This window comes from Vibrio sp. B1FLJ16 (assembly GCF_905175385.1).
Classification (GTDB): domain Bacteria; phylum Pseudomonadota; class Gammaproteobacteria; order Enterobacterales; family Vibrionaceae; genus Vibrio.
Window position 1 is genome coordinate 1500695 of the sequence record NZ_HG992749.1, and the last position, 13804, is coordinate 1514498.

Sequence of the window (13804 nt, forward strand, 5' to 3'; positions counted from 1 at the left end):
CTGGATCGAATCACTTAGATCATCTGGCACTTGTGTAGTTTAGAAATCAGGGCCTCACGGCGCAGATCCAGAATTTCATTCAGTAGTTGCTTCTGAGAATTTAAGCCAAAATGCTCTGTGTAAGTTTTCACTTTCTGGATTTCATCTGAGCTCAGTCGATACACTTCTTTTTTTAGCTGAGCTTCTGCTTCTTTTTTTTATTAAGCCTTTGTTTTCTTGCATCAGTTTAATGATTGTTTTATCCAAAGGGTGTGGTTTTCTTGCCATACGGACCTTCCAGGTTTTATATCCGATTCACAATGCGAAATAAAACACATATTCTTGCCGCAGAATCTATATGTAACGTATGACATTAGTATTTCAGAGTTCTGTTGATCTGATGTTATTTAGAAAATAACACTATCTACTGTGTTGTCTAATGGCGCTTTTATTGTTAATGATACTTCCGTTATCGTTGCGGTATTGAATAGTGCTGGCAGGGGGTATTTGCAAACTTATAGGACTTTTAGGGCATAAGATAGCCCCGCAATCGCGAGGCTATATCTATAGTTGTAAAGAATTAGTAGCTTACTTGGTAGTTCAAAGTAAAAGTCCGACCACGGCCTTTATAGTCATAGGCTGCGGCATCGTAGTGAGAGGAATACACAATTTCAGCGCGCTGGCCCCATATGGTTGTGTAATCTTTATCAAACAGGTTTTGAATACCAAATCCCAGACTTCCAACCGGAAGCTGATAACTTCCCACTAAGTCAAATACTGTATAGCCATCAAGTTTGTTATCAGAATCATCTTCGTAATCAAACATGGTTTGGCCTTGAAGTTTTAAAGCCAGGTTTGTGTCGTACCAACCCGCCCAGGCGTTTGCTTTTGAGGTACTGGCTTCACCAGCAGTGAAATCTTCCCAGCCATCATCACCTTTCACTTCAGAAACAACGTAGTGGCCAGATGCACCGATCTGGATGTTGTCGTCCACCCAGTAAGAGGCCTGTGCCTCTAGCCCATAGGTACGCTTTTTATCGTCTATTTCGTTGATCAGCAATGTTGTTTTATTGTAGGTGACCGACTTATCAGATTGTGAATAATAAGCAGCGGTTTGTATATTCAGTTCACCAGTGTCAAGACGGTAGCCAAGTTCAAAACTGTCGGTTTTGATCCCCGACATTTTAGACTTGTTTACGTTGATACTGTCGTTCAACTGCCAGTGGTCGCCAACTAAAGTGTAGTTACCTTGTCCGTAGTATTTCGCTGGGTCGGCAAGGTCAAAACCTTGAGAGAAGTTGGCCCAGATTTGAGAGTCTGTATTTAAGTGATAGATCGTGCCTAAGTTAAACAGTCCGACACTGTAGTCTGTTTTACCTCCCGGAACAGCATCTGCAGAGGTACCACTTCCTGCCGCTATCTTTTTCTGTTGGCTGTAACCTACGAAATCGTCAATCTCGTTCTCAATGTATTGGTAACGAAATCCGCCTTCAACATTCCAATCGTCGCTGATTGCATAGTCCGCTTGAACAAAACCAGCAACTGAGCTGACCTCAATGCCCGGATACCGACCGACTTTGGCGTAAGTTTTATTGATTAGATTTCCGGAATTGTTGGCGATGGTAGAATCGTACAGCGCTTGGTTGCTATCGAGTTTGTCTTGATATGCGTCTATGCCATAAACGATGTTGAAGCGTTGTATACTTTTGGCAAGAGCCGCTTTTAATGAAATGACATCGGTAATTTGCTGACCAGAAGATTGATAGTAGGGCGTGTACGTCTGATCTTCTTTACGATATGAAGCTTCGGCAATCAACTGGTGCCCCAGGAACTTCTCATCAATATAAGATGCGCTTAGCATGATGCGTTCTGTTCCGTGCTCGCGGTCTGAATCAAAACCTTCACGAACATCGATGAAGTCACTGCCTTCAATATAGAGGCCGTAAGGGGAGTCTTGTTGGCTGTCGTAGTATTGCCCCAGAAGGTTCCACTGCTTTGTCTCAGAAAGCGTAATACCAACCGTGGTGAGAAAATCGACAGTTTGGTTGAACTGCAATGAACCTTGTGAAATATCTGGGGTAGCGATATCACCATTCGCATCGAAGTAACCTTGAGTTTCGCTGTAAACGACAGACGCACGAGCCTGAAGTTTATCATTACCGCCAGCAAGCGCCTGGGCAAGTTTGTAATCAAAATCTTCACCTGAGTTGAAGCCAGATGAGCCACTAACAAATGATTCAAACTCTAAGTCTTCGCTCAAAGCTTTTTTGCTGATGATGTTAATCACACCACCAGATGCGCCGGCACCGTATATAGAGGTAGCTCCTGACAGGACTTCAATACGATCAATGTTAAACGGGTCAATCGAATCCAGGTAACGACTGATTTGGCGAGATGACTGTAGAGAGACACCGTCAATCATCACGAGCATCTTACGTCCACGCAGGTTTTGTCCGTAATTGGTTCGGGCGCCGCTACTTACATCTAAAGAAGGGACGGTTGATGCGAGTATCTCACCAAGCGATTTTCCGCCTCTATATTCCCGCTCGATTTGCTCGGAACTGATATACCAAACTGTTCCCGGTATATCGCTAATTGCTTTGGGAGTACGACTGGAGACGACAACGATTTTTTCGTCGGTGATGGTTTCTTGTGCTTGAGCAACGCACACAGTGCAGACTGCACTAACAGCCATAGCCACTGTGGAAATTTGTAAACGTCCTTTTTTAATGTTCATTTTCTTCTCTATGTTAATTGAAAAGAGGGCCTACTGACCCCCTGAGCGATTTGCTGATTTTTGTTCTGTTTTTTTAATCAGTTCTGGACAGATGCTTCTCTACGTAGATTCTAACCACGTCTCACTTGTATTTAAATGAGAATCATTATTATTGTATTTTTGATGTGAAAATACAATATGGGAATGTATTTTTTTGTTTTCGTTTTTTAGAAATGAAGGTTGAGAAGATTTAAAAATAAGGATTAGTCAGGTGAAGGGATGAGAGAGCCACTAATAATAAGGCTCTCTTTGAAAAGAGAAAAATAGGGTAGAAGTGTCTGGGTTAACGATTTATCCCGCTAATACTGTTTACCAGTTTCTGCCTTTCTGAAAGAGGTATGTTCATCACGTCGTTGTACGTCCGTTTCATCACACGAACGTCATTTTCCAGTAACTGTACGAGCTTATCAGCTGCCTCTTTGTTGTTTCCGGTAAGCAGCAGCTCGATGATGTCTAACCGGCGCTGGCAGGAAGAACCTACAGAAGACTGAAGCTGCATTGAGACCAGGTCGGTCGCTTTACGCAGTCGATTATGTTGCTGCATGATGGATAAGAAAAAACGGTTGCCTGAACAAGCCGCAAGCAGTTCGTGAAACTCTGCACTTAAATTAAATAGTTGATTGGCCGTTACGGTATGTGGTTCTTCGATGGCCTGATTGTGACGTTCTCGGCAACGTTCAAGTGCTGTACGGTCAAGAGACCAGCTTGGTTCGAGCAGTCCCGCAGGCTCGAAAACTAACCGGCATCGGTAACTTTCTGTATGTCTATCGAGCGTGTTCAATACACCGTCAAGCTGCCACTTATATCCCGGGCTATGGCGCAAAATACCATCGTTCTCCAATACCCTAAGAACTGCCTGTATTTCTCCGCGACTGGCGTCGTAGTGTTGTTGCAGATCTTTCTCAGAAAAGGAGCATTCCAGCTCGTCAAAAAACAAATCCATTAACACTTGCAGGTATAATTGCTCTTCGCGCGACTTCTGATTCGCGTTTTGGTCGGTGCCTTTGATCTTTGCTGCGTCGACTTGCAATACAAATCCTTTGTAAGGAACGGCCTTCGTGATGCCTTGCGCGCACAGGTGTTTGAGCACCGCACGAACCGGGGTTCTCGACACTTCAAATTGCTGCGCCAGAGAGGATTCATTGAGGCTGCTACCAGCTTTAGCATCATTGACTTTAAGGCTTGCAACGACTTTGAATAACAGAGTTTGTTGAAGTTTGGTAATTCCTGTCGTGTCCATGAGATCCAAAAAGAGGTGTTTGTTATCGCTTCATGGTAAACACAATCGAGCTGACTTGCCATTAATTGTGTTTTCGCAGCATAAATACATACATATCGAGTATCAAAACAATGGTCACTCTGACAGAACCAAGCACAGGGAAAGTGTTTGGCTATACATCACACTTTTAGATCATGATGCGATTTTGTAATACGATGTTTCTCGTTTTTATCAGAACTCTCTGATACCTTTGCGCCACTTTGATCCAACCACATTTTTACCCCATGCCGTCACAGTATCGAATCAACAAAATCGTTGAGATTGGCGACACTCTTCACCGTAGCGGATGTGCTCCTTATAAAGTTGAAAAGTACACTCAATTTTATGCTAACAAGCACGGCGTAGATGTCATGATTCAGGCAACACCCACTAGCATCAACTATCAGTTTCCTGATGACAATAATGCGGTGGTGATGAAGCGTTTAAAGCCCGCATCAATAAACCTTAGCTTATTGGCGAATACCATCATACGGATTAATCAGCCAAGCCATGAGCCCGTTCCCGAATCAGTTGGTTATCCTAGCTGGGTGATTGCTTTGGCCAATATGGGCATTCCACCAGCATACTTGATGCTGGTAGGCAGTACGTTAGAAGCTGTAATGATCTCCGCCATGCTCGGCCTGTTAATTTGGGGATGTCAGAGAGTTTGCCACTCCCGTCGCTCTATTGCGGTCGAATTTATCGCAGCACTACTTACAGGTATCATCGTAGCGTTTTTGGCAAGTACCGGGCTACCAATCCCTGTCTGGGCGTTATGCATTGCCGCTATCGTGCTATTCGTTCCTGGTTTATCGATTGCGAACTCTCTGGAGTGTCTCGCATTTAACGATTTAGTTTCCGGAACCAGCCTGTTAGGACAAAGTGCTTTAACGTTGATGAAGCTCTTTGTCGGTATTGTTATTGGCCTCAACATCGGTGAAGCGATTTGGGGACAGGCGCTTGCGACAACATACAAGAATGAAGTCCCACTGGCCTTACATATATTTGGTCTTTTCTTGATATCAATATCACTGAGCATTCTTTTTAATGCCCGACCAAAAGATATACTGCTTGGTTTACCCGTTGCTGCATTGGGAATGTGGGGGCCGTTTTACCTGGGCTTCGATGCTGGTTGGGTTGCCGGCACCTGGGTTACCACTGTTCTGATTACGCTATATGGTACCTGGGTTGCAAAAAAAATGGAGCTTACAGGGTCCATTTACATCGTTCAGGGCATTATTATTTTGGTACCGGGCAGTCGCGTACTTATCAGCGCCAGCCAGTCGGTGTTTGAGCAGTCTATCTTGCCAATCCCAAGCATCGGGCTTTCTGCGTTATTTATGTTCTCTGCCATTGTGGCTGGGCAGATAACCGCATATTCGATTTATTCCCCTCAGATTGAACGTTAAAATCCTAATCCAAATCATTTAGCTCTGTTCTTGTTATGAGAACAGAGCGCTTTCCAATATTTCCAATCATGCTGTTGAACTGATTCTTTGTTACTTCTAAGACTTTGTTACGTCATCAAACTGTTATTTACAAAACGTAACGCTAGAACTGAGAAGTGAAGCAGGATTACCAGCGCTCAATCTATGTACTAATAGCAATTAAATTTGTAATTTCTATTAAGCATCTGTAGGCTTTTAGCTTCCGAGTGGAATAGAGTAGAAATACTACCTCTGTGATGTAGCAGAGTTCAGTGTTAAATACCTGTTTTTAGGAATTTTCCTTACTCGAACCGATTTCATTGTGAACGAATAGCGCTCAGTAGTTACAGTATTATATGAAAAAAATTATCTCCTTGATTGTGTTGTTCGCTCTTGCTGGGTGTATGGCTACACCTAACACTAATCCCGCTTTATCGGACGCACATCTGGAACTATGTAAAGCCCTTGGGCAACGAGTTACTGCCCAGGATAATGAGTTTCGTCCCGCGCTTTCATTATCTTCACTAGTATGGAATGAACTGCCAGTAGTCGCAGAAGATTTTCAAAATGGCATTCTGACTTGTAGCCTTGATGGTCATTCAGAAGACAGCTACGCGATTGCTTATTCAGTGAAGTCAGATGTGCTTTTGCATCAAAAGTTTAGTGGTAATAACAAGACCGAAATTCTGACAGATCTTACTAAAGAAGTAGCTGTGGTAGAGCAAGAAATGCAAAACAGCGATCATGCAGCAAAATTGCGTGAACAAAGCGCAGAAAAATTGCGTGAAGAGAACGCAAAAAAGCAACGCGAAGAGAAAGCCAGGCGTGATGCAGAGAAAAGTGAACAGATAAAGTTCTGTATGGCTTTCGGCGAAAAATACGCAGACATCCTAAAAGTACATGATATGACTGTGGGTAAAGTATCCGTTTCCGATACTTGGGACAGTGGCGATTCTGTAACTTGTGTGAACAATTACGATGGCTACTGGAACGATGACGAAGAAGAAAGCGAACAGCTACAAGAGCAGCACGTTATAAACAAAACCACAGGCGAATATCAGACCATATTCCGTTGATACTCAAAGAAACAGTTTTACTTTTGTAAATAATAAAAGAGCGCTCAACGCGCTCTTTTTTCGTGTCACGAAAGCTTATAGCTCAAGCCTTTGCGTTTGTATTTGGTGCTTTGGATAAAGCGATCAGAAGTAGAAACGGGTACCGAAGATGAAGCGGGTAAAGCTATCTTCAACCCCGTCTTTAGTAACATTAATATCGTCTGTGGCGATGTTATAGTTCACCTCGGCACTTATGGCCACATGTGGGTTGATGAAGTATTTCACACCACCTGCAAGCTTGACGTTCATAGCTGTCACATCTTCAAAGTCAAAATCATAGTCACCGTCATCACCAGTGAGGTTTGCGAGTTGAATCGCTGCCCCTACGTAGGGAACCCAGTTACTACTGTTAGTAAAGTTGTATTCAGTAAATCCACCAAGTTGGAATTGCTTAGTACTGTCACTCATGCTTATATCCAGCACGCCGCCCATCTCCCATTTGTCGTAGATGAAATACCCGTAGGAAGTATTGAGCACGAATAGATAATCATCGACATAATCAAGATCTAAGCTACCTTGAAGGCCGAACTCCTGAGTACCTTGATCTAAATTCACTGCCGCGAGCGCTGAGGGTGCGCTTAATACCGCGATTATTGCCATGGCCACTGCATGTTTTTTCATGACTATTACTCCTTTTGACGTAGTCAAAATAAGCATAGGTGTTAAATCAAAAAAATGCGTAATCGCCTTGACGATAATGGAACTATTTTTTCTTTAGATTGTCTTAATGTTTTTTATGAGGCCATACGGTATCTAGGTTGGTCGAAGTAAAGATGACTGGTCTGAGCACCTTAAATGTTAGGGGCCATTGATCTTTCAAGCTAATATTCACCGCGAAAGGTCTGAGCCCCTTACGATTAAACGTTCAGAACAAATTTCTCGATCGCTCGGGCGACACCGTGATTGTCGTTGCTCTCGGTAATGTAGTCGGCAATTTTCTTGGTTTCATCCATTGCGTTTTCCATCGCAACACTTAACCCCGCGTACTCAAGCATATGGTGATCGTTTTCAGCATCTCCCATACAAATCACTTCTTGAGGTTGAATGCCCAAGTACTCGGCAATCGCAGCAACACCAACCCCTTTGTTACTGGAAGGGTGGAGGAACTCCAGGAAGAATGCAGCGCTTTGAACCACGGTGAAGGTTTCATGAAGTTCAGAAGGCAGAGCGGCAATGACTTCGGTGAGTTTACTTGGCTCCGCAACCATCATGGCTTTTATAATTGGATGGTCGTCTTCTAACGAGTCAAAGTTCATCTCTGTGATTTCGAGGCCGTTAATGTTTGCTTCGATGTCCGTATACGGATTGTGTTCTGTAGTGATCAAGCCGTGAATCTGACTAAACGCGTGTACGTAAGCACCTAATTCCTTCGCCTTACGAGCGACTAATTTTGCTGATTTACCATCAATGATTTGCTGGTGGATGATTTCATTGGTACCCACGTTTTTAACCATAGAGCCGTTGTAGTAAAGGACAAAGTCTTTATCTGACTTGATGTTGAGTTCGTCCAGTTTGTCTTGCATACCTTCTAGTGGACGTCCTGATGCCAAAACGACGGTGACACCTGATTCGCGAGCTTTAGCTATCGCTTGTTTGTTTTCTTCTGAGATTACTTTGTCGCTGTTTAACAACGTGCCGTCCATGTCTAGGGCGATCAATTTGTACATCTTTGCTTACCTTCAAAAGTGGAAAACGGAAAAATGGTCTATTTTAACAAATAATTTGGGGTTTGGATTGACCTAAACACGCCTCTCCATTAAGGTCTTCGCCTCTATGTTTCGTAGTAAAAATAGTTTCGTAAGTAAACAGTTTTTGTAAGTAAGAGTTTTGTGAGTAAAGTGAGTTCTGCGTTGTATAAGCTAAATGAGATGTTTGAAACCATCCAGGGAGAAGGAATCTTCACTGGCGTTCCTGCGGTCTTTGTTCGTCTTCAAGTGTGTCCGGTTGGATGTTCCTGGTGTGATACCAAGCAAACATGGGAAGCGATGGAGCAAGACCAACGTTCGATTGGTGATATTCTGGTTAAGACGGAAGATTCTCCGACGTGGTGTGTTGCATCAGCCGAAGACATTGCAGAGCAATATAAGAAGCAAGGTTTCAATGCGAAGCATATCGTTATAACTGGTGGTGAGCCGTGTATTTATGATTTACGCCCGCTAGCGCAAGTATTTGAAGAGATGGGCTGTCAGTGCCAGATAGAAACCAGTGGTACGTCAGAAGTTGTGACCTCAGAACAAACGTGGGTTACAGTGTCACCTAAAGTGGCAATGAAAGGTAAATTACCGGTTCTGAAAAGTGCCTTAGAAAGAGCTAATGAGATTAAGCATCCGGTTGGCACGCAGAAAGATATTGACCATCTTGATGAGCTGTTAGCTTCTGCTGAAATTTCGCCTGAAACGATCATCGCCTTACAGCCTATTAGCCAGAAACCACGCGCGACTCAATTGTGTATTGATACCTGTGTTGCTCGTAACTGGCGCTTGTCTATTCAAACTCATAAATACCTAAGTATTGCTTAAGCCCGGAGAGAAAAATGAAAAAAGCCGTCGTTGTTTTTAGTGGTGGACAAGATTCAACAACCTGTCTTGTACAAGCCCTAAAAGAGTTTGATGAAGTCCATGCTATTACTTTTGATTATGGTCAGCGCCATAAGCTGGAAATTGAAGTGGCACAAAAGCTGGCGAAAGATCTTGGCGTTGCTGCGCATAAAGTAATGGATGTGGGTCTGTTAAACGAACTGGCTATCAGCTCTTTGACCCGTGACGATATTCCTGTCTCTCATGAACTTCAGGACAATGGATTACCGAATTCTTTTGTTCCGGGGCGCAATATCCTGTTTTTAACTCTCGCGGGTATCTACGCTTACCAAATCGGAGCAGAGTCGGTGATCACTGGTGTATGTGAAACTGACTTTAGTGGTTACCCTGATTGCCGCGATGATTTTGTGAAAGCAATGAATACCGCATTGGTGAAAGGGATGGATCGTCAGTTAATGATTCAAACCCCGTTGATGTGGTTAAATAAAGCGGAAACCTGGGCACTTGCAGACCAGTATGATGCGTTGCAACTGGTTCGCGAAAACACGCTGACTTGCTACAACGGCATTATTGGTGATGGTTGCGGTGATTGTCCTTCGTGCGATCTGCGTAAAGCGGGTTTAGATGACTACCTCAACAATAAAGAGGCAGTCATGCAGTCGTTGATTCAAAAACAAAACTCAGAAGCATAGATTCCTAACCCACGTAAATGCTTTGCTCAGTGTTGAGGTCTACGGGTTCATCGTAGGCATCAATAATGATGTTTTGCCCATGCTTCTTTGCCTTACTCAACGCTTGGTCTAATATCGAATACAGCTCATCAAAGTTGGTTAATGGCTGTGAAGTAGATAGATAGGCCAAGCTTGCTGTCACGCTCGCTTCTTCATTGTTGTCTGTCGTAAACCGCTTCTCTGAGATGGTTTTATGTAGACTTTGAATCCTGAATGGTACATCAATGACGTCGACATTTTTCAGCAATAGGATGAACTCCTCACCACTCAAACGTCCGATAAACTCGCCCTTATGTAACTTCTCGTTTATCTTCTGACAAACATGTTCCAAAACGGAGTCTCCCGCGGGATGACCGTATGTATCGTTAATGGATTTAAAATTGTCTAGATCAATCAATGCAAGCACATAGCGCATATCATCTGACGCTTTAGTGGTTTGATTTTTTATCGTATCGATACTGGTGGAGCGGTTCAGAGCACAAGTCAAACTATCTAAACGCGCTTTTTTCCGTGTCTGACGCTGTAAAATAATGGCCAGTGTTAGTAAGACAAGCAAACATAAAACAACGAAATTGTAGATGATCTGTTGGTCTGTGAGTTTTTCAAACTCGCGTTGTTTTAGATTTCGTTCGTTGTTCAGGCGTGTCTGTTCAAGGTCGTACTCATATTCATTTTTTGTTAAATCCAATGCTTCCATCGCCTTGATGTTATTAGCGTCACGATTAGCGAGTTCGAGCGATGAATAAGCTTCATAATGCTGTAAAGCTGCCTGGTAATTTTCCTGTGCCTGATGGGCATTAGAAAGGAGTAATTGAGCCTTTGCTTGCAGTAACGGCCTTACATTTTCGGTGGCTAATGCCAGCGCAGAAGTGCCATGCTCGATGGCGGTTTCTGACTCGGAGTTTTTAAGGTAAGCAAAGCCGGCCGCTAAATGCGCTTCGGCCTGAAGATGATTATTCTCATAGCGCTCACCAAGAGAGAGGGCTTTATTAATATACGTTATTGCTTGTTCTGGTTGGCCGGATTCTACCATCGCTGACGAAAGGCCTAAGTATACCAGCCCCTGACCATACGGATATTCGAATTGCTCCAGAATCGTTAACGAATTTTGATAATGAGTAATGGCTTTATCAAAATCTTTATTTTTTGAATACATTGCTGAAAGGCTGTGCTCGACTTGCGCAACCTGAACTGGCGTGCCTTCTTGCTGGCGAGCAAGTAGGGCCTGAATGAGGTATTGCTCTGATTGCTCGAACTGGCCAAGCTCTGACAGGAGGTTGCCTACGTCATTATAGACACCAGAAGGATCACTTTGATGAGGCATGTTTGCCAGCAGTCGGCGATAAACGCTTAGAGATTTTTTATAGTCTCCGCGAAAATTGTAGTTATTAGCAATGATACGTAAAGCGAGATCTTTCGGGAAGTTATCTTGATGATTGTCTTCCAGGTGTCGCTCTAAGGATGAACAGTAAAAGTGCGCTTTGTGGTAACGCCCTTGCTGATTCAGGGTGTAACAAAGCTGATAATTCATCAGGCTTTCACCCTCGATGTTAGAGTTTTGCTTCATCTGCTCTCTTAAAGCAGTAAAGCTCTTAACGGAAGCGTCATAACTGCCTTGCTTTCGTTCACTTAACGCGAGGATATATTCTGATTCGAGCTTTGCGAATGGGGTGTTGCGACCTTGACTGTTCCCGTAGTAAGGCTGCTTTATGTTAGACATGTATTCATATATCAAACCACTCACGTACAGTTTTTCATCGTCGTATGTTGCACTGTGGTAGCGGTTTTGAAGCATGTTAAGTGCAGACTTGGGATTGCTTTTTAGAGTGGATTGATAAACGCCATGCCATTGAGTGATGTTTTGGCTTTGTTCAACATTTTGGGTGCCACCAGCAAAAACGTGACTGCATAAAAGCAAAGAGGAGAGCAGGGGATACAGCGTTCGCATATTGTCGTTTAATAGTGTTACTTTATTATAAACAGATTTCTCATTATCTAATGAGGCTCTGCATTGAGTGAAGCTAAGGAGCGAAAAAAGGAGAGGGAAAACTTTGCACCTTGTCGATCTTTGAAGTGAAACCTCAAAACGCAAGATTAAAAAACCCCAGCGTGTAAGCTGAGGTTTCATTGATTAGTCTACGTAAAGCTTCGCTAGATCTTGTGGCTCCATTTCTTTGCCTTCTAGCTGATCGTTCCAGTTTGTTCCAACAAGAACACCGTCTTCAGCAAGAGTAAGAAGCCAATCTTCTACAAAGATATCCAACGGAATTTCCAGGACGTTGAAATCAGCCCACTCTTCAACGTTATGCGCTTCTGCATCTTCTTTAGAAGACCAGAATGGCATCACTTCACTATTTTCGAATTCAGTTGAATCACAAGACAGCCAACCTTCTTCATTACGTAAACCCCAAACCAACTGGTTTTCTTTGGTTTCCGCGACGAAAAGTTCAAGGTTTGCCTGGATATCTGATGTAAGTTTGCTCATTTCAAAACTCTCATTGTTATGACGTGGCTAGATTAACACTAAAGTGCCGATTCCTAAAGCATAATACGGTTTCGCTTCAGTGGTAAAAAGAAAAGGAGCCGAAGCTCCTTATGGTTACGTTTAATAGCATTCACGTAAGCAATCTTATCGCGATAATAATGACTCAGTCGTCCAGCATTAGCACCGCATGGAAAAGATTAAAGTACTTTACAGGCAAAACCTTTCAGGTAAAAACCTTCAGGATAAGCGGTATCTGTTGGGTGGTCTGCTGCTTGTTCGAAGCGTTCAACAAACTTCACTTTGCGATTTGCATCTATAGCAGCATCCGCGATGATCTTTTGGAACAGCACTTGATCCATTAAACCTGAGCAAGAGTAGGTCAGCAAAGTGCCGCCTGGCTTTAGAATTTGCATTGCCAGCATATTGATGTCTTTGTATCCGCGACATGCACCGTTAAGCTGCGCCTTACTTTCTGCAAACTTAGGTGGGTCCATAATAACAACATCGAACTTAGTACCTTGATCACGGTACTCACGGAGCAGCTTAAACACATCTGCATTTAAGAATACAGCGCGTTTCTTCGAGATATCAAACTCATTCAGTTCCGCATTGTATTTTGCTGTATCCAAGGCTGGCTGAGAAACGTCGGCATTGATAACACGTTTCGCGCCACCTTTTAGTGCGTAAAGACCAAAGCCTCCTGTGTAAGAAAAGCAGTTTAGGACTTCTTTATCTTTCACATATTTCATCGCTTGCTGACGGCTGTCACGTTGATCCAGATAAAAGCCGGTCTTGTGACCACCTACGATATCAACGCTGATCTTCACACCGTTCTCTTCAATCACGACTGATTTTGGTGGCTCTTCGCCGTGTAAAACACCAGTCGTTTCTTTCAGGCCTTCTTTCTTACGTACTGCTACATCAGAGCGTTCATAAACATTACAATCCGGGAAGCATTCAACAAGGGCATCGACAATTGCTTGTTTGTTGTATTCAGCTCCGGCACTCAGTAACTGACATACAAAGTAGTTTTGGTAGCGGTCGATAGTGACACCAGGTAAGCCGTCTGACTCTGCTGCGATTAGGCGGTAGCCTGTTAATCCATCGCGTTCAATCACATCTTCGCGCAGAAGTTGTGCATCTTTTAAACGCTTAACGAAAAACGCTTTGTTGATTTCTTCTTTTTCAAAACTCCAGATACGAGCTCGGATCTGAGATTCTGGTGAATAAGCCGCTTTTGCTAGCCATTTACCGTCGTGAGTGAATACATCAACCGTTTCGCCAAGTGCAGGTTCGCCCTCAACTTTACTGATGCCTCGGGAGAAAATCCAAGGATGCTTACGCTTAACCGATTTCTCACGACCTTTAACCAAATAGATAGCAGCTGTCATTTCTTTAGCTCTTGTTGAATTTTGAAAGGGGCGTATTGTCCGGGATGTTGCTAGTAAAAGCAATATTCATTGGAAATACAGGTGGATCACCATTTGTTATTATTA

The 13804-nt window shown here is 43.3% G+C and carries 11 protein-coding genes and 1 pseudogene; 4 read left to right on the forward strand and 8 right to left on the reverse strand.

The genetic code is table 11. From position 1 onward, the window contains the following. Nucleotides 1-14: 14 nt before the first annotated feature. The 3 genes and pseudogenes from KHN79_RS21590 to KHN79_RS06800 all read right to left on the reverse strand — a co-directional run bounded on the left by KHN79_RS21590 (nt 15) and on the right by KHN79_RS06800 (nt 3995). Nucleotides 15-267, reverse strand: a pseudogene (locus KHN79_RS21590) (hypothetical protein). Nucleotides 268-559: 292 nt separating this feature from the next. Continuing rightward, nucleotides 560-2716 (reverse strand): TonB-dependent receptor, encoded by a 2157-nt coding sequence (locus KHN79_RS06795; protein ID WP_182007869.1) that lies wholly within the window; start codon nt 2714-2716, stop codon nt 560-562. Nucleotides 2717-3038: 322 nt separating this feature from the next. Next, complete coding sequence (locus KHN79_RS06800; RefSeq protein WP_182007868.1) at nt 3039-3995, reverse strand: GntR family transcriptional regulator; 957 nt, start codon at nt 3993-3995, stop codon at nt 3039-3041. 263 nt (nt 3996-4258) lie between these two features. Between KHN79_RS06800 and KHN79_RS06805 the strand changes: the two genes are divergently transcribed. Both KHN79_RS06805 and KHN79_RS06810 read left to right on the forward strand, forming a co-directional pair. Further along, entirely contained in the window at nt 4259-5422 is a 1164-nt protein-coding gene (locus tag KHN79_RS06805; protein WP_182007867.1) for a threonine/serine exporter family protein, read from the forward strand. 374 nt (nt 5423-5796) lie between these two features. After that, complete coding sequence (locus tag KHN79_RS06810; RefSeq protein WP_182007866.1) at nt 5797-6516, forward strand: hypothetical protein; 720 nt, start codon at nt 5797-5799, stop codon at nt 6514-6516. Nucleotides 6517-6639: 123 nt separating this feature from the next. Here KHN79_RS06810 and KHN79_RS06815 read toward each other — a convergent pair whose 3' ends face one another. After that, on the reverse strand, nt 6640-7176 hold the full coding sequence (locus KHN79_RS06815) for an outer membrane beta-barrel protein (protein WP_182007865.1): 537 nt from the start codon (nt 7174-7176) through the stop codon (nt 6640-6642). A 236-nt stretch (nt 7177-7412) separates the two neighbouring features. Further along, nucleotides 7413-8222 (reverse strand): Cof-type HAD-IIB family hydrolase, encoded by an 810-nt coding sequence (locus KHN79_RS06820; protein WP_182007864.1) that lies wholly within the window; start codon nt 8220-8222, stop codon nt 7413-7415. Nucleotides 8223-8423: 201 nt separating this feature from the next. Here KHN79_RS06820 and queE point away from each other — a divergent pair, with 201 nt between their 5' ends. Both queE and queC read left to right on the forward strand, forming a co-directional pair. Next, the gene (queE, locus tag KHN79_RS06825; protein WP_182008287.1) at nt 8424-9074 is read left to right on the forward strand and encodes a 7-carboxy-7-deazaguanine synthase QueE; all 651 of its coding nucleotides are present in this window, start codon (nt 8424-8426) and stop codon (nt 9072-9074) included. A 14-nt stretch (nt 9075-9088) separates the two neighbouring features. Continuing rightward, nucleotides 9089-9784, forward strand: a complete 696-nt coding sequence (gene queC / locus KHN79_RS06830) for a 7-cyano-7-deazaguanine synthase QueC (protein ID WP_182007863.1) — start codon at nt 9089-9091, stop codon at nt 9782-9784. A gap of 4 nt (nt 9785-9788) precedes the next feature. On the opposite strand, the gene KHN79_RS06835 is transcribed toward queC, so the two are convergent. From KHN79_RS06835 to KHN79_RS06845, 3 genes are all read right to left on the reverse strand, one after another. Continuing rightward, entirely contained in the window at nt 9789-11771 is a 1983-nt protein-coding gene (locus KHN79_RS06835) for a diguanylate cyclase (protein ID WP_182007862.1), read from the reverse strand. Between the two features lie 183 nt (nt 11772-11954). Further along, a complete protein-coding gene (locus tag KHN79_RS06840) occupies nt 11955-12308 on the reverse strand; it encodes a DUF2750 domain-containing protein (protein WP_182007861.1) in 354 nt (117 codons plus the stop codon). A gap of 197 nt (nt 12309-12505) precedes the next feature. Then, nucleotides 12506-13699: a class I SAM-dependent methyltransferase gene (locus KHN79_RS06845; protein ID WP_182007860.1), complete on the reverse strand. Its 1194-nt coding sequence runs from the start codon at nt 13697-13699 to the stop codon at nt 12506-12508. Nucleotides 13700-13804 lie beyond the last annotated feature (105 nt).